Source organism: Dorea chungnamensis, from assembly GCF_039832125.1.
Taxonomy (GTDB): domain Bacteria; phylum Bacillota; class Clostridia; order Lachnospirales; family Lachnospiraceae; genus JAFBIX01.
In genome coordinates, this window is record NZ_JBDOHT010000027.1 from 1 (window position 1) to 18,998 (window position 18,998).

Here is an 18,998-nt window from a genome sequence, read left to right on the forward strand (position 1 = left end):
CTATATGTCTCCAAATGATTATGAAGAACTGTATCGTAGAATCCAGAAAGACGAATTGCTGATGGCAAGTTAAGATGAGGAAAACCTCATTTTAACTTGTACTAAATCTTGACATAGGACCATATGATCTTAACATTCCAATTATATGGGTTGTGGATTTGTTAGCAGATTGTCCTGCTAGAAATGTATCTTTTGAAATTGTTAATGCACTTGAACATAAGGGATGTTTTGTTGAATATGTATCTAAATATCAAGATATAGGGATATGCAACAGAATAGAATTATTGCCGAACATAAGTAAATGTTCTTTTGATGAGTCTATTATGATGTTGAATCACTATTTAAAAAGGATTGAAAATAAGCAGATTGATATGATTCTGGTTGATATACCAGGCAATTTGTTAGAGGCAAGTCGAAAGTTATATGGTGATTATGGAACATATGCATATATTATGTCAAAAGTAGCTCCACCAGATATTGTTATTTGTAATATACCTTATATGGATAGAGTAATGGAAAATGTAGAGGATGTGCAAAATGCAATATATTCAATAATAGGATGTCGAGTGGATTTTTTCAATTTTGTACCATACTATTTTGATTTGCTAGAATCAGAAAATACTAAAAAGTTCGAATATGTATCTGTTTCAAATGAATTTATAGAAAAGAAAGTAGGGGAATTAGAAGATTCAATAAGCTTAAATTCTCCAAAAATGGCAAGCAAGCTAGCTGAAAAGCTAATTCAGAAATTGGAATGCTATTTGTGATGAGGTGTAAGATGGGAGAAAAGTGTGAACTTAAATCAATATTTGAAAAAGTAGGAGTGGATATTGAATTTTTAGAGAAAAATCCGAAAGAAAACTTGTTAGGAGTAAAAATTGGACTTACGGCAAGAGATTTATTAGTTGTTTATTTTGAAATCACAAAAAAAATAGGATGTATGATTCCGGATGATATTATAACGGAGGGGAAATTCAATACTTATGCAGACATATTAGAAATTACTAATAGTGTGTATAAGAAAGAAAATATAAGTAGAAAGGAGGAAATAGTATGAGATTTGGAAAAAGAAAACTTATGTCAAATTCTCTAGTTGTTGCTCGTGGCTGTAATTGTTATACAATGTGTACTTGTACACACCGAGAGATTCTGAAATCTAGTTATAACATTAAGACCACCATTACACAGTATAGTTCAGCAGAAGGTATCTAAGTATTGTACAAGCTGAGAGCGCTAATTGATAGTGCTCTCAGCTTAAAACGGAATCTAAAGAAGGGAGGAAAGGCAATGAAATTAGGTAAAAGAAAAGCAGCGTTTCATTCGTTGATTGTGGCAAGAGGATGTGCATGTTATACAATGTGTTCGTGTAAAAATCGGGAAGTGTTACAATCTTTTTATAATATTCAGACTATGATTACAGAGTATACTTCTGGGGGGATTTAAACGGCAAGAATGAAACGTGAAGCATTAAGCAATTTATGAATGCAATTTGCAATACCTGATTTTATGTCTGGATGATATGAAAAAACAAATTAAGAAAATTCTATCGGGCATTAGCGGAATTATTGTAATCTTTCTTGTGTTTTTCCCATATATCGAACTTGATGGACAAAGACATACTATTCTATACTTGTTGAAATATGTGAATTCAGTAGATATTAGCAAGTATGTGGCTGACGCAAGTTCGGTGAGGATCGTTGTTTTAGCACAGATATATATGTTGCTTTTTGTGGCAGCGTTAGCCTTGTTAAAAAGTGTTTTAAGATATCTTCAAAAGAAAGAGAATGTCGTACTCCGTGGCTTATACTTGCTCCTTAGTTTTGCAATTATTTATATCAATTTTACAGCAGGGGGAATGAAAGAATTATCTAATGGTATAGGCGTGATTATTTTCCCGATATTTCCATTTATTTTTGGTGTTCTGGACGTTTTGGTTGATGCATATTTGAATCAGGTTAAGAATATGGAGGTGCCAGAAAAAAAGGAATCTCAGAAAAAAGAGCGGGTTATAGAAAAACCAACCTATACCAACAAGAAATTACAGATACGTTTTTTTAGAGTATATAAAGGAATATGGAGAAATACAGGAATATATCATATATTTTCAGGAATTGGTATCGGGGGGATTCTCGCAACCGTTACTATAAGAAATTCGATAAAAGAAAGAGTGTTTTCAGAAAATACTTTAAGAGCAATTACTGGAATACTTGGTGATGCGTTGCTTCCGTTTTTTTTAGTATTTGGGTTTGTTATGATTGTCCTCTTGGTACACTATTTCGAAAAAAATGTAGACATTTTAAATATGTTCTATATTCTTGGAATGAAGAAACAAGATCGTAATGTTTTTTTGGCAGGACTTTTTAGTGGTGCATTTTTATTTAGCTTATGTCTGGGTATTTTGTTTGGATGGCTATTTATTAATGTGACAGATGTTTTGTTGAGCAGGTTATGTGAATTGAACTTGAATCTGGAATTGACAGCAGGCTCCATATTAGTTGTGACAGCGATATGGATACTTTTTTTTATAGTTGTTCTTATGTTTTCCCATGATAAATGGGCTATGAAAAAATATAAGGATTTGTCGAAGGAGTGGATGCCGAAAAAGCATTTGAAAAAAGGAATGCTATTAAGTGTTATAGTTTCAATTCTTTTATGTTTAATATATAGCAATTTGACACGTTTTGAAAATAAGCAGATATTATTTGGAATTATATTATGTGTGTATGTGTTTATCCGATGTGTTGATGCATATTCAACAAAGTATAAAAATCGAAAGGAAAAGGCAAAAAAGGTATTGATAAAAAACAGATTGCGAAGTCGTTCTCGAACAGTGGCTGTTTTTTCTTCGCTTGTAATAATGTTGCTGATTTTTTCAATATCTTGTGGATTATTGCAGATTACAACTGTCAGAACTGCAGAAAATATAGATACACTTTATCCTTATGATGTGGTTTCGTATGGATATCCGGAAGATCGTGCAATCTATGAGCAGCTGGCAAACCAATATGATTTGCAGATTACGTCAGTACCTATGGTTCGTGTGTGCAGTATGGATACCATAGATGCTATTGAATCTCAGGGACAAACACCGATTCAAGGTCAGCAGATAGGTATTTCTGAAGAATCATATCACTTTTTGAAAAAGAGTATGGATGACGGGTATAAAAGACATACACTGAATCTTGATAAGAAAGGTGAAAAAGTTTATGTTGTTCATCAACAGGATCGAACGGTACGAGCACAGCCGCTGGACTATTGGCTTTGGTCAAGACTTCCATTGCTGCATATAGGCTTACCGGTACCAGCAATAGAATATGGAACTGCTGTCAGTGCCAAGGAAATGGATATTGGGTTTACTTATAGAAAAGTTGTGGGAGAAGAAATAGGAAGCTTAACAGGCATATTTGATTGTACAGGAAAACAAGAGAATATTGTAGTTTTTTCAAATGAGTATTTTGAACATGCAAAAGAGCTTTGGAAAACCACGAATCAATATAGTGGAGCACAACTTTCGAAGGAGCAATTGCCATATGCATCTGAGTTTACAAAAGAAGGTCCGTCCCAATTAGTTATGATACAGGGATTAAAGAACGAATATGTTAAGGATGTGAAGAAACAGCTGAATTTGATAGAAAAGCAGCATGCTTCTGATAGAGAATACAATCCTATTATTAAGAACATTTATTATAAATCAGATGGGGAATCAGATTTAGAACAATCTAGATTTATGAAATATAGTATGGGTGTATTCCAGATAATGGCATATTCATTTCTGATTCTAATGCTGATTATTGCGGAAATTATTAGTTCCGGAGATGAATTAGTAAAACGCAACGAACTACTTTGTTATCTTGGAATGGAAAAGAAAAAACGATTTCGGCTGATGAAAAAGGATCTTTTACACACAAAGCATTGGGGAAATATAGTGGCAGCGATTGTGTCATTAGGATTAGTAATTGCAACTTTTATTGCCCGAATGTTTGATATGAAATTAATAACAGACAATATGGTTATGCTGTTTATTTCAGGGATTCTTATATTACTTATTAATGAGATTATTATGCAAATTGCAATATCTGTTTGGATGAGAAAGATCGAAAGGAGGAATGAGGTATGGAAGAGATGATCAAAGTTAACTCTTTGAGTAAAAGTTTTAGACAGACGGATGAAGTTACAAAAACTGTTTTGGATGAGTTGTCATTTTCGGTATATGAAGAGGAAATACTTGGTATTATGGGAACGTCAGGGTGTGGAAAAACAACATTATTGAAAATATTGGGGCTGATAGAAGCACCTTCTGACGGCGACATTACTTTTCGTGGTCAGTCAGTAGTTTCCATGTCTGGAACGGAGAAAAGTGAACTTCGGAGAACAGCTATCGGTTTTATATTTCAGGACTATATGCTTTTGGATTCTCTTTCGGTGGAGGATAATATTACGCTGCCTTTATTAATTGATGATAAAAAGGATATCGATATATATGAAGTGGCGCATCGATGGGGAAAAATATTTGGCATATCGAATATTATGGAGCGTTATCCGACTAAACTATCCGGTGGTGAAAAACAACGAGTTGCAATATGCAGGGCGCTAATCAATAATCCTGATTTAATTTTAGCAGATGAGCCGACGGGAAACTTAGATGGAGAATACCGGGAAAAAGTGATTCAGGAAATTGTTAAGATTAATCGTGAATTTCATAAAACAGTCATCATTGTTACACACGATCCATATGTTGCATCTTTTTGTGACAGAGTACTGTTTTTAGAAGAAGGAAATGTCAAGGAGATGCCGAAAGAAAAAATGAATCCGTAGTAAAATAAAGGATGTCAAAAAAGATAATAAGCATTGTTTTATATTTTTAATAGGAATCATTTTGGGCAGACATTTGGTGATGAACATATACAAATTTAGCACCAGATGTTCTGCATTACCGTTTCATGTGAATTCTGATGGTAGAGAAGTAATCACTGCGGGACAATACTGATACCGCAGTGGTTCACATGAATGGACGCATTAAAAGAAATTAGAAGACCTAGTTTTTGATAGAATATGAGATCGCGGGGTCATATAAAACAATTTGAAGAACAAGAAATGAGTGTGCTTAAAAGATACAAGTGGCTAGAATGTGTTGAGGACTTATTTTGACTAATAGAGATATCACGAAATCTGAACAGCTATTTTATAAATTGATTAGAGGAGTGTCGGAGATAACGATGAATCGTTTTTTCAAAGAAGTACCAATGCTTATTATCGCAGAGGAAATCTAGTAATAAAAATAAACGAATATATATAGTAGCTGAAAACATAAAGTTATTAACCTTTGAAGAGATTAAGTCTAAGATGACGGACTTGATTTTTTTGTTTATGGAGGAACTATGCAAAAAAAAATGATAGCAATAATTGTTTTTTGTTACGGTGTACTGATGGGAACATCATTTATAAGACCACTGGTTATACGTCAAATTATGGATGGTGGATTACTTGAAAAGAACTTTTATATAATACTAGAATTTGCTGTTGTACTTTTGTGTATATCTGTGCTAGAAGAAGGGGTTCGAATTTTACAAGCAAAATTATTTGTAGATTTAAAAAATCGTGTTGTATTAGAGCTGTATTCAAAAGTATTTCATAAGTTGATGTATGCTAAAATGAGTTATTTTTCAAAAAATAATGCATCTGAAGTTATTAATAGATTTTCAACAGATATTGATAATGCCAGTCTTTTAATCGATAATAATGTGATGAGTGTAGTGAGCTATGTATTACAAATTATAAGTGGTGTAATAGGCTTGGTAGTTGTGAATTGGCATTTGGCAATTTTAGTATTGTGTATTGTACCAGTGAAATATATATTAATCTTTTTTTTCTCTAAAAAGAAAGAACATTTAATGGAAAAATGGATAGAGAAGATAGCAGAATTTTCTGCATGGTTTGATGACACGATCAATGGCGTTCGTGAAATAAAACTATGGGGAATGTATAAAGCAAAAAATCAGGAAATGCGAAAATTTCAAAAAGAAGTGTTGATATTGGGGAAGAAAACAACACTTTTGGAAACATATAATTATTCAGTAGATTCTCTTTTGCAATGGATGATGGTTTGTATACTATATGGAATTGGTGGTTATTTAGTTTGTAAAAAAAGACTTAGTATTGGTGGATTAACTGCATTTATTTCATATTCTAATTATGTGATAGGACCGATAGCATTAGTATTTAATCTTAGATTTATTTGGGCACAGATAAAACCATCCATTAATAGATTGGATAAGTTTTTTGCTGAAGAAACAGAAAGAGAATGGAATTCTCCATATGATATAAAGAAATTTCAGAAGGAAATAGTATTTAACAAGGTATCATTTTCTTATTCGAAACAGGTATTGTTAAAAGAAATAAATTTAACAATACATAAGGGTGAAAAGATAGCGATTGTTGGAGAAAATGGAAGTGGAAAATCTACAATTATTAATATGTTATTGCGTTTTTTGGAACCAAATGAAGGGGTAATCGCTATAGATGGAATAGATATTCAAAAATATAGCTTAAAGCAATATAGAGAGTTATATGCAGTGGTAAGTCAAGAAATTTATTTATTTAAAGAGAGTTTATATAATAATGTTGCAATGGGGCGGACAATTGATAAAGAAGTATTAAATACGATGTGTCAAAAATTAAATCTTCAGACATTCTTAAGTAAATTATCTTCTGGTATAGAAACAACATTGGAAAGAAATGGTGAAAATCTTTCAGGCGGAGAACGGCAAAAGGTGGCATTACTTAGAGCTATAATTAAAGATGCCCCAATTTTAATTTTAGATGAGGCAACAGCAAATATTGATAAAGGATATGATGAATTTTTGAATGATATTATACACTCAGAATTTCAAAATAAAACAATTATTTTAATTACGCATCGAATAGAAAGCTTGAAGAATATGGACAAAATTTATCAAATACATAACCACTCCATTATTGAAAAGGTATAAGAAGTAAGAATGTTGATTAAAGAAAAACTAATACGCTGATATAGATAATGTAGAAATATTTCATTATTTAAAACGTATTAAATATGAAAAAAAATAAGTATAAGAGATACATGACAGATAATAGAATGTTAAAAAAAATTGGTATATACTGGATTCTTTTAGAATTTTATATGTCGAAAAATATCATAATTTTGTAGAGTTTTCGAAAGCTCAGCAAAACCGAAAGAAAAACGGTTTTGTTGGGCTTTTTTTATTGGTTTTTGCAGAGATTCTCAATAAGCGCTTCAATATTATAAGGTGTCGATCTCCAACTTCCAATCTGGATTTCTAGTGAAAATTCAGATTGGAGGAAAAGAATATGGAGGGTAAACACCCAAAGAGGAGAAGAGATAAATATAATCCGTATACTATATGCGAAAAGGATGGACATTATTACATAGCATTTTCAGATGGACAGAAAATGCAGCATGAATTGGAAATCAGCAGAGAACTGTATGAATCCTTTGATGAGTTTGAATTGCGGGATATTTCCTATCTGCATAAATGGGATAAATATGAAGAACATTCGGAATTGTGGGAGGAGACGTTGAATGCAAGGGCATTTTTACCACAGGAAAGTGTAGAAGATATTATTTTCAACAAATTGCTGAAGGAAAAATTATATCATGCAATTGACAGACTTTCGGAAATACAGAAACGGAGGTTGATACTTTACTATTTTGATGGGTTGACTTATGAAGAAATAGCTAGAAAAGAGGGATGTACAAAGATGCCTGTCAAGCGTTCAATTGACGCTGCACTGGAGCATTTGAAGAAAGAATTTATGTAAAAAATAAAATTTGAAGATTCACAGGCTACTTTTGAGGATTTTCGTGGGAAACAGGTGAAGAGGATAACATCCTTTTGCCTGTTTCTTTTTTTGGAACGGGAAGAACCTTGACAAGAGAATATTCATTCACCATATACATTCCTGTTGTTAGCGTGATGAGCGTGAGCCGCGTTAGCAGGTACGCCATGAATCAAGTTGATATGGGCAGCGAGATCCCACCAAAGAAGAACATGTGTCTGCAGCTGTGTATCATAGAGGAGCGAAGAATACCGGGCTATGACTGTCGGATTGCTACCGACAGGGCGATAACAGACAACGGGCATAATGATACTCCTGTTTGGTCATAAAGTCGAGCGTTAGAAGCGTCGTAACAAGTGAGAGCAGCTTCGGGAGAACCTCGGAGGGGACAAGTTCCTGTGGAGCTGATAGCAGTCAGCCATATGGTGATTTCCCTTGTGTTTATGAACACAGAAAGCCGGGGTGTCGAGGACAAATTGGCTTGTTGAATAGGCAAAAATGGTAGCCGGACATTGGACTGAGTGATAGTCATGAAAGTGCGAAAAGGAAAGTCTGTGTTCGGCTGATACATAGCTGTTCGAGATGGAGCAGTTAATCAGAGAGGAACATTATATTATGAGGAAAAGAGAAATCCGGCGTGGGGATATTTACCACGCAGATCTGAGTCCTGTGTTCGGAAGTGAGCAGGGCGGTTATCGCCCGGTCTTGGTAATTCAGAATAACAGAGGTAATGTGAACAGCCCTACGGTAATTGTAGCGGCAATCACAAGCAGACCAAAAACGAAACTGCCAACGCATGTACCGATTCCCGCAGAGATGAAAGGATTGGAAAAAGATTCTGTTGTCCTGCTGGAACAGTTGCGGACATTGGATAAGAAGCGCCTGGATCAGTATGTGGGAAGACTGGATTATACAATAATGAAGAGAATTAACAAGGCGTTATATACCAGTGTGGAACTGCCAAAACGGGATAAGCCGATCTTATTGTGTCTGTGTCCGGTGTGTGCGAAGCCATTTTATGAGTCAAAGGAACATTTCATACAAAGAGTGGATAAAAACCAGAAGACAAAGGATACTTGTATGTTCTGTAATACACGTTCTGGATATGACTACTTAATAAGGAAGAAGTACAATTAAAATTTCAATCAAATATTTGGGAGGATGAATATGAAAGTAGACAATCAATATGCAGCATTTCTTTTAATTGAAATCTTATATGAAAAAGGAATTATCAACAAAGCTACTTACAATAATGTAGTGAAATATAAAAAAACGCACTGCGATGGAGCTGATTCGCACATTTCACAAGTAGCATAGGTGTCGGGTAGAATGTAGACATCAACAGGAGGTGCAAAAACATGAATAATAATTTAGCATTTGATACGGATATCCAAACACCATTTCATATATTTCAGGATAAAAACAGAAAAAGACATATGGTGTTTTACGGTCGAGTATCTACGGAACATGAGGCTCAATTGTCAGCACTTGAAAATCAGATCCAGTGGTATGATGATCAGGCAGAACGTCATCCTAATTGGGTGGTTGTGGACAAGTATATTGATGAAGGAATTACAGGAACACAAGCTAAGAAGAGACCAGCTTTTTTAAGAATGATTGAAGATGCTAAGGCAGGTAAATTTGATTTGATTGTTACTCGTGAAGTGTGCAGATTTGCAAGAAATACGGTAGATACTCTTGTGGCAACAAGAGAATTAAAAAATCTTGGAGTAGAAGTTTATTTTGTTGAGGATAATATCTGGACAATGGACGGAGATGGAGAATTGCGGTTGACAATTATGGCTACGCTTGCACAGGAAGAGAGCCGAAAGGTATCAGAGCGTGTAAAAGCCGGACAGCATATTAGCCGTAATAATGGAGTGATTTATGGCAATGGGAATATCTTAGGGTATGACCGTATTAATGATACATATGTGATCAACAAGGAGCAGGCAGAGACTGTGCGTATGATTTATGATATGTATCTGCATGATGGGGTTGGAGCAACGAAAATCGCTAATGAATTGAGTATAAGACGCAGAGTAGCTGCATCAGGAAAGGTTAAATGGACACCATCTAATGTTAGCAGGGTGTTGAGAAATCCAACATATATGGGATGTATGGCTTATGGAAAATCTTTCAATAACAATTATTTGGAACAAAAAAGAATTAATAACCATAACAGTGACACTTATAAATATGTGAAAGCTAATTTTGAACCAATTGTTACGGAAGAAGAATGGCGTGAATGTGAGAGGATTCGTAAAAGGAGGCGAAGAGAATTAAGTATTCCCATGGTTAGAAAAACACCATTTGGTGAAGAAAGTGTAACAAAGCCGGTAAGAGAATCTCATGATAAATGGAACAGAAAGCTACGTTGTTCTTGCGGTTACACATTTAGAAAAAATCGGTGGCATAAGAATAAGAACAAAGACTGGTCTTATGGTTATCAATGTTATAATCAATTAAATAATGGCTCTGCAAAGAAGCGGAGAGAGCAAGGGCTAGATACAACTGGGTACTGTGATATGCCGATGATCGCTGATTGGAAGTTAGAGATTATGTGTAAGATGCTTTTAGAGAAAGTGTGGAGTGAACGGACTGGAGCGATTCAAGAAGCAGAAAGAATATTAAAATTGTGCTATCAAATGGATAATGCTGTACAGTCTGAGGCTGTTGCAATCAAAAGGAAAATAGAAAAGATAAAACTAAAGCTGGATAATCTGATTGATATGCGGGCGGAAGGCGATATCTCTATTGAGGAATTTCGAAAACGAAAAGAAAGTTTAAATATGGAGCTGGCAAGTTATGAAGTTGAACTGCAAGAACAAAAGCGGATGAAACATGCAACTAAAGAAAAAGAGATGAACTGGGACGCCGTTCATAAATCATTGGAAGAAACTATTGACTTTTCAAAATCAACAGTAGATAATGAAGTTGTGGATAAGTTTATTGCGAAAATCATTCCACAAGGAAATAACCGTTTTTTGTGGTTTGTAAATCTTAGTTCTTTAAGAAGTGAAGAGATAGAAATGGTTGTTGAAGGAAGACGTAATCACTCAACAGTGTTTATCTATGATGAAGAAAAAGGCGAGGAATCAGAAGAAGATGATTCCTCAGTACATAGCAATATACTGTATATTTCAGATATTGCCTCCGAATTAGAAGCGAAAAAATACTCCCCCGAAGGGGCACAGCACAGGCAGCTATCGCTCAGAAGTAGTACACCAAGCATAGATAGATAGGAAATTAATTAATTTATAGAGGAACTCCCATTACGCTTTATTGTGTAACGGGGGTTCCTCGTTTTGTTATGGAGTATGAACATTTCAGGAGTTTTCTTTAAAGAGGATATGTTAATGAAGCTGAAAGTGGTATTTTGAAAAGTAGCGTGTTAGAATGAAGTTAACAAATCAAGTTTAGTGTGAAGATTAATTTTGAACTGGGAGTGAAGATTATGGAAGTAACTAATTATTTTTCAAGCGACCGTCAGGAGTACTGGCTCGCTGAGATTGGAAAGAGCGATTGGAGTGCCGGTCAATTTTTGTATAAGTTGCTAAAGAACGGAGAACTACAAGACTATGTAGGCGAAAATGTAAAAGTGTTGCTCCTTGTAGATGGTGATGAATTGGTATCTTTTTGTACTTACGCAGAGAAAGATGATATTCAGCCAACTGATTTGACACCTTGGATTGGATGGGTTTATACATTTCCGCAGAGAAGAGGGCACCATTACGCGGGGCAACTATTCGCGGAGATTGAAAGGATTGCAAAGTCTGAGAATGTTAGTGAAGTTTTTATTTCAACGAATCATGAAGGATTGTATGAAAAATATGGATGCGAATTCTATCAAATGATGAATGATATGAATGGAGAACCATCTCGCGTATATAGAAAAACGTTTTGATAAAACCTACATATTGTCGATGTGCGGCCCGTGGGACAAGACGGAACGGACATAGGTTTCGCAGCATTTAATGGTTGGTTTCATGAATTAACAGGTGTTCATATGACGATCTATATTATTACGGATTGGCTGGGACTTGTTCCACTATTCATATGTATGCTGTTCGGTGGAATCGGATTTGTTCAATTGGTTAAGAGAAGAAGTTTATTTAAAGTGGATTATGATATTATATTTTGAGGGATATATTACGTTATTGTGATATTTTGCTAATTTATTTTTGAGATGATTCCTGTCAATTACAGACCTGTCCTTCTCGGAGGATTTATGGAAGCTTCGTATCCATCATCTACAACACTTCTTGTATTGAGTGTTATACCAACGCTTGTTTTTCAGGTGAATCGTAGATTAGAAAATGATGCAGTTAAAAAAGCTATTTACATTCTGGCAATTATCTTTTCAATGTTTATGGTAATAGGAAGATTGGTTTCAGGAGTCCATTGGTTTACAGATATTGTGGGTTCTGTTTTGCTGAGTACAGGTTTATTTTATATCTATAAAGCAGTTGTTTTGTTATATCAGGTGAAAGAGGACTAATGCGGAGGTTCTGTTATGGAATTTCATGAAAAACTTCAGGAATTGAGAAAAAATAGAGGGCTTACACAGGAAGAGGATATCCAAGTATTGATTCTCTAAAAGCAATATCCAGTTATTTTTCGGTTACAATTGATGATTTGTTATCAGGAGAGAAGTTGCTTTCTATTGCTGAAAAAGAAAATAAATCCAATATCCGAAGTGTGTGTGACGTGCTGTTTGGAATTGTAGATTTATTATCCATTACACTTATCGTACTGCCGCTTTATCCAAATCCGATTGATGGGTATATATATTCGGTAAATCTATTATCATACACGGAAACAACATCATTTAATCGGCTGATTTACTGGATTTTATTTATTGCGCTTATTGCGGTTGGAATAGTAAAAATTCTGCTTACACAATTCAAAATTGAAAAAGGACGTAATATGATAACGGGTAGTTCAATGGGGCTAAGCATTCTGACAGTGTTATTCTTAGCAATGACAAGAGAAGCTTATGCTATAACTGTGGCATTTCTACTATTGATCATAAAAGGAATACTGCTTTTAAAGGATTTAAAGATGACTGGGAAAAAATAAATGTTTTTTGTGGTAAGGGAGGAAAAACAGTATGAGTAAAATCGTGGTATCTGTTATTTGATAATGAAAAGCCTATTGCAACTGTAACGATAAACGAGAATCACATCAATCGTTTGTTTGTTTTGGAAGAATATCAGCACAAAGGATATGGAAAAGCATTGCTAGATTTCGCAGAAAAATCGATTTCAGTTAGATATTCTGAGGCGATTTTAGACGCATCGTTACCAGCAAAACACATTTATTTGAAGCGAGGATATGTGGATATAGAATTTCATACTATGCAGACTGGTAATGGAGATTATCTGTGTTATGATGTAATGATAAAGAAATTATAAAGAATGGTTTGTAATATTAATAAATGTTAATATGCGTTGCTTGTGGCAACGGGCAGGTTCTCATACGATAGTGGTAACGTATGAAAGAAAGGAGATTATCCCTAATGTTAAACGAAAATATTAGAGCAATTAGAAAATCAAAAGGACTTTCGCAGGAAGAACTTGCTATCAAGCTGAATGTGGTGCGACAAACAATTTCGAAATGGGAGAGAGGATTGTCAGTTCCTGATTCTGACATGTTAATCTCCATATCGGAAGTGCTTGAAACACCTGTAAGCACTTTGCTTGGAGAAACTGTTATTGAGTCAAAAGTTGATGACTTAACAGCGATTTCCGAAAAACTGGAGATTATCAACTTACAGCTTGCACAAAGGAAGACCATAAGACGAAAAATACTTCATTGGCTGCTTATTTCATTATGTGCGGTCATAGTAACAATTTCTGTGGCCTTAATAGTATTAAATAGTCCTTACTTAGGCTGGGACTATAGTGATCCTGAAACTGCTGTTGTTGGAGTGGCTTTTCATGCATTTGAATGGCTGTTTGTCAGATTGGCACCGATAATTCTTATAGGGGCAATTGTTGGAATCTTCTTGGCACGGAAGAAAGTATAAATACCGCGTTATGAACTTAACCAAGTTTAACCGGTTTCTTACATAATAGGAGATGATGGAGTACAGAACACTTCCCTATGGAAACGAATGGTTCCACCGATGTGACAGAAGCATTGGGAGTAGTCAAAGACTGGGCATCTGGAAAAATTAAAATGCGATTAGCACAACGGAAAATATTAGATTGCCATGCATTTGCAAAAGAAATTGAAAATAAAGAAGATACTGCAATTATATATATACATGGGATTGAAAACTGCAAAGACGCAGTAGAGCAACGAAAACAGGAATATATTGAAAAGAAAGTGATATACATCCATCGCTAATGTTGACATTATGGATGCAGATAGCACGAATTCAGAAGTATAGTAATTATTACATCTCTATAATGGAATTCTGTAAAGGAGAGATGTAATTATGGATATTAATCAAATCAAAGAAAATAAACTTAAGACTATCCTTCGGTTTTCAATCCCAAGTATCATAGCAATGCTTTTGGAAACGGTAATCACAATAACTGACGGTTATTTCACTGGCAATTATGTAGGTGAAGATGCGCTGGCAGCCATTAATCTGGGATTACCGATTCTTTACTTTTACCTGGGCGTAGGGTTATGCATCGGTGTTGGTGGAACGGTAATCTGTGGAAGACTGCTTGGAGCAAAGGATGAACGCAAGGCCTCCGAAGTGTTTTCACAGACGATTGTAACGGCCACGGTGATATGTATATTAGCATCACTAGTAATATTAGGGCTGTTCACTCCTATCCTAAAGGTATTGAGAGCAGACGGGAATCTGTCCGCATACTTTACCGGGTACTATAGGATCATGCTTTTCAATTATCCGCTGATGGTTATTGGAACCATATTTGGAATGTTTATCCGCGTGGATGGGAAACCTCAGGTGTGCATGCTTGTAAGTATCATAAGTTGTATTCTAAATGCAATCCTTGATGATATTCTGGTAGGCAGATTAGCGATGGGAGTACAGGGAAGTGCCATAGCATCACTTATCGTGCAGGTGATTGCAGTCATTGTTCAGTTTATGTATTTCATTAGACTGTCAGCAGGCATACGTTTTAGACATTACAGATTTGACAGAGCAGTGAATAAAGAAACCATTTTTAATGGTTCCTCTGAATTTATCGGGGAGATGGCAAGTGCAATATCTATGTTTGCATTTAACTATGTGTTGATGAAATATGTTGGAGCAGAGGGAGTTGCCGCGTTCACGATTCTTGGGTTTACAGTATACGGATACAGCATGATTGCTATTGGTTTCGGACAGGGGCTGACGACTCTTGTAAGTGTTTGCTGGGGCGCGAAGGAACAGAAAACAGCGATGCAGCTGCGCATTCTGACGAATAAGATATTATTTGGAATAGGCGCTTTGTTTGCAGTATGCTTTTTCGTATTAGGAAGAAGATACGCAGGTATGTTTGGATGCAGCAGCAGTGTGGCAGATATGGTATCCGCAGGATTTCGGTTTTACGCTGTTACATTTCTGATTATGGGATATGATGTGATAAATTCGATGTATTTTACCAGCTGCGGTGATGCGTTAAGCTCTGCTCTGATATCGTCTCTAAGAGGAATGATTCTTCTTCTTTCATTTACATTTATCTTCCCGGCTATATGGGGAATGACAGGAGTATGGATGGCGGCTCCGGCTACAGAAGCTTTGACAGCGATCGTTTCGGCATGGCTGATCACGAAACAAAAGAAGATGATGGAAAGCAGGTGATCTGCAGTGGATGAGAAAGACAGCACTACGATTCGAAGTGCAGTGATCAACAAAGCGATTAGTTATATATTTGAAAATATAGATGAAGAAATTACGGTGGATGATGTGGCCAGACATTGTTCTTATTCAAAATATCATCTTATGCGAATGTTTAAAGAAGATACCGATGAAGCACTGTATCAGTTTATCAAACGTGTCCGGCTTGAAAGAAGTGCCTGGAGACTTAAAGTGGAGAAGGATAAAAGCATTACAGAAATTGGTGTAGATTATGGATATTCATCTTCTAATTTTGCAACGGCATTTAAGAAGCATTTGAATGTAACACCAGCTGATTTCAGGAAGCTCAGTGAACAAATGGTGGAACGGAGTTCTTTTGCACATGGGATATCACTTGACGAATTAGAAGAGTCGGAAAAACTGATTACGGTCGAGTATCTTAACAGCTTTATGGTTGTGTATGAGCGTAAGAAAGGCAATTATCATAATCTGCCGGAAGAATGGTGTAAGTTTATTAAAAAGTATGAACATTTGTCTTCGGAAGATACGCTTTATATTGAATGTACCATTGATGATCCGTCAATTACGGATGAAGACAGATGCATGTATGAACTTTGCCAGACAATTTCACCGGGCCACCCGGTGCTGAAAGAGGATACCAGTATCTTGACTCATACCTTTGATGGCGGTAAATATGCAGTTTATCATTTTAAGGGATTTCCACAATTTCTTTTTATGGTATATCAGGAGATGTTCTGCAGGTGGCTTTCAAAGACCGGAAATCAGCTTGATGAAAGACCGATACTTGATATATATCGAAACGTAGGTGATGATGGATATATGGAAATCGACATTTGTTTTCCACTAAAATGAGAGGCATTTGCTGAAGTAAATGATAGAATAATAAATACATTTAAACCTTAATTGTTATTTTATCTTTGCAAAAGAACTCGACAGCTTCTAGTTAAAAATACGCAGTTCGCATGACTACCTTGATAGAAGTGGGATTGTACGGGGAATGAGCGGCAGTCCGATCATCCAGGAAGGGAAGCTGGTGGGAGCCGTTACCCATGTGCTGGTCAATGACCCGACGAGGGGGTACGGAATTTTTATCGAGAATATGCTGGAGCATTGACAAAATGGTTCAGATATTGTAGAATAAAACCACCGAAAAGGTGGTTTTATTTTGCGCAAAATGAGGTTTTATCATGGAAAAAAGAGAAGAATTACAAGAACAGGTAGATAAGTTAAAGAGAATCAGAGCCGGTTTAGACTTGAGCAGAAAAGCATTTTCAGAGTATATAGGTATCCCGCTTCGCAATTTGGAAGAATGGGAAGCAGGCAGAAGGAAAATGCCTGAGTATCTGCTTCGGATGTTGATATATTATGTAAAAATGAATCAATATCTGGAGAAAAATGGGATGAAAGAAGAAATGGAAAGGAAGGTGTTTGATGAACAGGAATGAAATCATAATTTTTGAAACAGAAGATCATCAGATAAAGTTAGAGGTTAATGTAGAAAGTGAAACGGTGTGGCTGAGCGCTAATCAAATGGCGTTACTATTTGAGCGAGATGAAAAGACAATTCGAAAACATATAAATAATGTTTTTTCGGAATCAGAAGTGGATAAAATTAACAACACGCAAAAAAAGCGTGTTGAAGGTGTAAAGCAATTAGTTCCATTTTATACATTAGATGTCATCATCTCCGTTGGCTATCGTGTGAAATCCAAACGTGGTGTGGAATTTCGCCGTTGGGCTAATTCCGTATTAAAACAGTACATATTGAAAGGGTATGCAGTGAATGATAATCGTATCAGACAGCTGGGGGAAGTGATACGAATTATGAAAAGGACGGAGAATGAACTGGACAGCAAACAGGTGCTTTCCGTAATTGAAAAGTACAGCAATGCACTTGATCTGTTGGATTCCTACGATCACCAGAACATGACTCGCCCGAAAGGAAATGAAACAACATATGTTCTTCAATATGAAGAATGTATGGAGGTAATTCAGAGTATGCGATTTGGGGACGAATCGGATCTGTTCGGTAAAGAGAAAGATGATTCCTTCAAAGGCAGTATCGGAAATATTTATCAGTCTTGCGGTGGAGTGGACATTTATGAATCCCTGGAAGAAAAAGCAGCCAATCTTTTATACTTTGTAACGAAGAATCATAGTTTTTTTGATGGAAATAAAAGAATCGCAGCAACCATGTTTTTGTATTTTCTGGATAGGAATAGTGCGTTGTTTGTAGACGGGAAAAAGAAGATAGAGGATTCAACATTGGTTGCCCTTACGATCATGATTGCTGAATCAAGGCCTGAAGAAAAAGAAATGATGATCAGCGTGATAATGAATTGCATGCAATAAATATGTTGTCCCTAATGACAATCACTCGTGTCGGGCAGCCCGATCATTCAGGACGGGAAACTGGTTGGCGCTGTCACTCATGTTTTGGTGAATGACCCGACGAGAGGGTATGGAATGTTTATTGAAAATATGCTGGATGTGGCAGGATAATAAAAATGCCAGAGGTGGATTTGTCTCTGGCATTTTTGCTCTGCTGTGCTATACTTTATATAGCTAAATATCGTATTCGGAGGGGATGAAATGAAAAAAGAAATATGTGTATTCAGTGAGAGTTATACGACTGAAGAACTTTGGCTTGATGATGAAACGAATCAGTTTTCAATTAAACAATATCATTGGGGCGTCATTGATGATGAAGAACATTACGACGGAGAAAATGTGACTGATACATTCAACGCTCTCAAAATGATGATTTCATATAACAAACTACATGAAGTGCTGCAATACGACAACGAACTGCAGGTTGCGCATAACCTGGATGCTGTTTTATCGACCATGACGCAAAGTAGCTGGATACGCAATTATGATTTTTTGGCTGATAAACACTGTAAGTATTATAAAATTTCCGAGAAAGAATACGCTATATATTATGAAAAGACATTTTTCACAGTAACTGATCAAGGTAAAGGCATTGCTGATTTTACTGTTGTGCGGCGAATTCTGGAAAATAAAGAAACTGTTATATACAGTGAATATGATTACTCCCAAAATACATGGGTGCATTCTTCTCTTTGAGTCATACCATGCCTTTAAAATGTTGTCCCTAATGACAATCACTCGTGAGCGGCAGCCCGATTATCCAGGACGGGAAACTGGTGGGCGCTGTCACTCATGTTTTGGTGAATGACCCGACAAGAGGGTATGGGATATTTATAGAGAATATGCTTGAGCATTGACAATATAGTGGCTCAGTTGTCAAGACAAAAATCTAAGATTTTTATAATGAACTGATATGGTGAACAAGTTACAAGGAACATGGAGAGAACAGTGGAGCACTCCCCAGATCCAATATATGCTAAGC

24 protein-coding genes and 3 pseudogenes are annotated in these 18,998 nt (G+C 35.9%); all 27 read left to right on the top strand.

All coding sequences use genetic code 11. The features are described from left to right. The first annotated feature begins 158 nt into the window (after positions 1 to 158). The gene (locus ABE613_RS14665) at positions 159 to 767 is read left to right on the top strand and encodes a P-loop NTPase family protein (RefSeq protein ID WP_347376774.1); all 609 of its coding nucleotides are present in this window, start codon (positions 159 to 161) and stop codon (positions 765 to 767) included. An 11-nt stretch (positions 768 to 778) separates the two neighbouring features. Then, positions 779 to 1,057 carry a peptide maturation system acyl carrier-related protein gene (locus tag ABE613_RS14670; protein WP_154322944.1) on the top strand — a complete coding sequence of 93 codons (279 nt, stop codon included), beginning with the start codon at positions 779 to 781 and terminating at the stop codon, positions 1,055 to 1,057. Then, on the top strand, positions 1,054 to 1,212 hold the full coding sequence (locus ABE613_RS14675) for a hypothetical protein (RefSeq protein ID WP_347376775.1): 159 nt from the start codon (positions 1,054 to 1,056) through the stop codon (positions 1,210 to 1,212). Before ABE613_RS14670 ends, ABE613_RS14675 begins: the two co-directional genes overlap by 4 nt. A gap of 75 nt (positions 1,213 to 1,287) precedes the next feature. Further along, on the top strand, positions 1,288 to 1,443 hold the full coding sequence (locus tag ABE613_RS14680; protein WP_347376776.1) for a hypothetical protein: 156 nt from the start codon (positions 1,288 to 1,290) through the stop codon (positions 1,441 to 1,443). A 76-nt stretch (positions 1,444 to 1,519) separates the two neighbouring features. Beyond that, positions 1,520 to 4,126: a hypothetical protein gene (locus ABE613_RS14685; RefSeq protein WP_154322943.1), complete on the top strand. Its 2,607-nt coding sequence runs from the start codon at positions 1,520 to 1,522 to the stop codon at positions 4,124 to 4,126. Continuing rightward, positions 4,114 to 4,815, top strand: a complete 702-nt coding sequence (locus ABE613_RS14690; RefSeq protein ID WP_154322942.1) for an ABC transporter ATP-binding protein — start codon at positions 4,114 to 4,116, stop codon at positions 4,813 to 4,815. The genes ABE613_RS14685 and ABE613_RS14690 overlap by 13 nt, the downstream gene beginning before the upstream one ends. A gap of 563 nt (positions 4,816 to 5,378) precedes the next feature. After that, positions 5,379 to 6,989 carry an ABC transporter ATP-binding protein gene (locus tag ABE613_RS14695; protein WP_154322941.1) on the top strand — a complete coding sequence of 537 codons (1,611 nt, stop codon included), beginning with the start codon at positions 5,379 to 5,381 and terminating at the stop codon, positions 6,987 to 6,989. 358 nt (positions 6,990 to 7,347) lie between these two features. After that, on the top strand, positions 7,348 to 7,818 hold the full coding sequence (locus ABE613_RS14700) for an RNA polymerase sigma factor (RefSeq protein ID WP_154323365.1): 471 nt from the start codon (positions 7,348 to 7,350) through the stop codon (positions 7,816 to 7,818). Between the two features lie 185 nt (positions 7,819 to 8,003). Continuing rightward, positions 8,004 to 8,165 (top strand): hypothetical protein, encoded by a 162-nt coding sequence (locus ABE613_RS14705; protein WP_154322940.1) that lies wholly within the window; start codon positions 8,004 to 8,006, stop codon positions 8,163 to 8,165. A gap of 286 nt (positions 8,166 to 8,451) precedes the next feature. After that, on the top strand, positions 8,452 to 8,973 hold the full coding sequence (locus tag ABE613_RS14710) for a type II toxin-antitoxin system PemK/MazF family toxin (protein ID WP_154322939.1): 522 nt from the start codon (positions 8,452 to 8,454) through the stop codon (positions 8,971 to 8,973). A gap of 30 nt (positions 8,974 to 9,003) precedes the next feature. Continuing rightward, on the top strand, positions 9,004 to 9,153 hold the full coding sequence (locus ABE613_RS14715) for a hypothetical protein (protein ID WP_154322938.1): 150 nt from the start codon (positions 9,004 to 9,006) through the stop codon (positions 9,151 to 9,153). Positions 9,154 to 9,194: 41 nt separating this feature from the next. After that, positions 9,195 to 11,081: a recombinase family protein gene (locus ABE613_RS14720; RefSeq protein ID WP_347376777.1), complete on the top strand. Its 1,887-nt coding sequence runs from the start codon at positions 9,195 to 9,197 to the stop codon at positions 11,079 to 11,081. 212 nt (positions 11,082 to 11,293) lie between these two features. After that, a complete protein-coding gene (locus ABE613_RS14725; protein ID WP_347376778.1) occupies positions 11,294 to 11,743 on the top strand; it encodes a GNAT family N-acetyltransferase in 450 nt (149 codons plus the stop codon). Positions 11,744 to 11,773: 30 nt separating this feature from the next. Then, positions 11,774 to 11,980, top strand: a complete 207-nt coding sequence (locus ABE613_RS14730; RefSeq protein ID WP_347376779.1) for a hypothetical protein — start codon at positions 11,774 to 11,776, stop codon at positions 11,978 to 11,980. Between the two features lie 87 nt (positions 11,981 to 12,067). After that, positions 12,068 to 12,337, top strand: coding sequence for a phosphatase PAP2 family protein (locus ABE613_RS14735; protein WP_235232595.1), 270 nt, complete (start codon positions 12,068 to 12,070; stop codon positions 12,335 to 12,337). 155 nt (positions 12,338 to 12,492) lie between these two features. Further along, on the top strand, positions 12,493 to 12,918 hold the full coding sequence (locus ABE613_RS14740) for a hypothetical protein (protein ID WP_235232596.1): 426 nt from the start codon (positions 12,493 to 12,495) through the stop codon (positions 12,916 to 12,918). A gap of 50 nt (positions 12,919 to 12,968) precedes the next feature. Beyond that, a complete protein-coding gene (locus ABE613_RS15225; RefSeq protein WP_510182367.1) occupies positions 12,969 to 13,253 on the top strand; it encodes a GNAT family N-acetyltransferase in 285 nt (94 codons plus the stop codon). Positions 13,254 to 13,357: 104 nt separating this feature from the next. Beyond that, positions 13,358 to 13,867 carry a helix-turn-helix domain-containing protein gene (locus tag ABE613_RS14745; protein ID WP_235233531.1) on the top strand — a complete coding sequence of 170 codons (510 nt, stop codon included), beginning with the start codon at positions 13,358 to 13,360 and terminating at the stop codon, positions 13,865 to 13,867. A 77-nt stretch (positions 13,868 to 13,944) separates the two neighbouring features. Next, a complete protein-coding gene (locus tag ABE613_RS14750) occupies positions 13,945 to 14,190 on the top strand; it encodes a putative immunity protein (RefSeq protein WP_347376780.1) in 246 nt (81 codons plus the stop codon). A gap of 91 nt (positions 14,191 to 14,281) precedes the next feature. Beyond that, a complete protein-coding gene (locus ABE613_RS14755) occupies positions 14,282 to 15,607 on the top strand; it encodes an MATE family efflux transporter (protein ID WP_347376781.1) in 1,326 nt (441 codons plus the stop codon). A gap of 6 nt (positions 15,608 to 15,613) precedes the next feature. Further along, complete coding sequence (locus ABE613_RS14760; protein ID WP_347376782.1) at positions 15,614 to 16,477, top strand: AraC family transcriptional regulator; 864 nt, start codon at positions 15,614 to 15,616, stop codon at positions 16,475 to 16,477. A 130-nt stretch (positions 16,478 to 16,607) separates the two neighbouring features. Next, positions 16,608 to 16,739 (top strand): annotated as a pseudogene (locus tag ABE613_RS14765) (SpoIVB peptidase S55 domain-containing protein); the annotation flags it as partial. Between the two features lie 73 nt (positions 16,740 to 16,812). Further along, positions 16,813 to 17,070, top strand: coding sequence for a helix-turn-helix domain-containing protein (locus tag ABE613_RS14770; RefSeq protein ID WP_347376783.1), 258 nt, complete (start codon positions 16,813 to 16,815; stop codon positions 17,068 to 17,070). Then, on the top strand, positions 17,057 to 17,977 hold the full coding sequence (locus ABE613_RS14775; protein WP_347376784.1) for a type II toxin-antitoxin system death-on-curing family toxin: 921 nt from the start codon (positions 17,057 to 17,059) through the stop codon (positions 17,975 to 17,977). Before ABE613_RS14770 ends, ABE613_RS14775 begins: the two co-directional genes overlap by 14 nt. Positions 17,978 to 18,004: 27 nt before the next feature. Continuing rightward, positions 18,005 to 18,127: pseudogene (locus tag ABE613_RS14780) on the top strand (SpoIVB peptidase S55 domain-containing protein); the annotation flags it as partial. A gap of 90 nt (positions 18,128 to 18,217) precedes the next feature. Continuing rightward, positions 18,218 to 18,712 carry a hypothetical protein gene (locus ABE613_RS14785; RefSeq protein WP_347376785.1) on the top strand — a complete coding sequence of 165 codons (495 nt, stop codon included), beginning with the start codon at positions 18,218 to 18,220 and terminating at the stop codon, positions 18,710 to 18,712. A gap of 44 nt (positions 18,713 to 18,756) precedes the next feature. Beyond that, positions 18,757 to 18,873 (top strand): annotated as a pseudogene (locus ABE613_RS14790) (SpoIVB peptidase S55 domain-containing protein); the annotation flags it as partial. Positions 18,874 to 18,998 lie beyond the last annotated feature (125 nt).

Coding starts and splice junctions, on each gene's coding strand:
- ABE613_RS14675 (WP_347376775.1), top strand. CDS start 1,054: ATGAGATTTGGAAAAAGAAAACTTATGTCAAATTCTCTAGTTGTTGCT.
- ABE613_RS14725 (WP_347376778.1), top strand. CDS start 11,294: ATGGAAGTAACTAATTATTTTTCAAGCGACCGTCAGGAGTACTGGCTC.
- ABE613_RS14715 (WP_154322938.1), top strand. CDS start 9,004: ATGAAAGTAGACAATCAATATGCAGCATTTCTTTTAATTGAAATCTTA.
- ABE613_RS14770 (WP_347376783.1), top strand. CDS start 16,813: ATGGAAAAAAGAGAAGAATTACAAGAACAGGTAGATAAGTTAAAGAGA.
- ABE613_RS14735 (WP_235232595.1), top strand. CDS start 12,068: ATGGAAGCTTCGTATCCATCATCTACAACACTTCTTGTATTGAGTGTT.
- ABE613_RS14720 (WP_347376777.1), top strand. CDS start 9,195: ATGAATAATAATTTAGCATTTGATACGGATATCCAAACACCATTTCAT.
- ABE613_RS14745 (WP_235233531.1), top strand. CDS start 13,358: ATGTTAAACGAAAATATTAGAGCAATTAGAAAATCAAAAGGACTTTCG.
- ABE613_RS14785 (WP_347376785.1), top strand. CDS start 18,218: ATGAAAAAAGAAATATGTGTATTCAGTGAGAGTTATACGACTGAAGAA.
- ABE613_RS14710 (WP_154322939.1), top strand. CDS start 8,452: ATGAGGAAAAGAGAAATCCGGCGTGGGGATATTTACCACGCAGATCTG.
- ABE613_RS14680 (WP_347376776.1), top strand. CDS start 1,288: ATGAAATTAGGTAAAAGAAAAGCAGCGTTTCATTCGTTGATTGTGGCA.
- ABE613_RS14750 (WP_347376780.1), top strand. CDS start 13,945: ATGGAAACGAATGGTTCCACCGATGTGACAGAAGCATTGGGAGTAGTC.
- ABE613_RS14755 (WP_347376781.1), top strand. CDS start 14,282: ATGGATATTAATCAAATCAAAGAAAATAAACTTAAGACTATCCTTCGG.
- ABE613_RS14695 (WP_154322941.1), top strand. CDS start 5,379: ATGCAAAAAAAAATGATAGCAATAATTGTTTTTTGTTACGGTGTACTG.
- ABE613_RS14705 (WP_154322940.1), top strand. CDS start 8,004: ATGAATCAAGTTGATATGGGCAGCGAGATCCCACCAAAGAAGAACATG.
- ABE613_RS14670 (WP_154322944.1), top strand. CDS start 779: ATGGGAGAAAAGTGTGAACTTAAATCAATATTTGAAAAAGTAGGAGTG.
- ABE613_RS14775 (WP_347376784.1), top strand. CDS start 17,057: ATGAACAGGAATGAAATCATAATTTTTGAAACAGAAGATCATCAGATA.
- ABE613_RS14700 (WP_154323365.1), top strand. CDS start 7,348: ATGGAGGGTAAACACCCAAAGAGGAGAAGAGATAAATATAATCCGTAT.
- ABE613_RS14690 (WP_154322942.1), top strand. CDS start 4,114: ATGGAAGAGATGATCAAAGTTAACTCTTTGAGTAAAAGTTTTAGACAG.
- ABE613_RS14685 (WP_154322943.1), top strand. CDS start 1,520: ATGAAAAAACAAATTAAGAAAATTCTATCGGGCATTAGCGGAATTATT.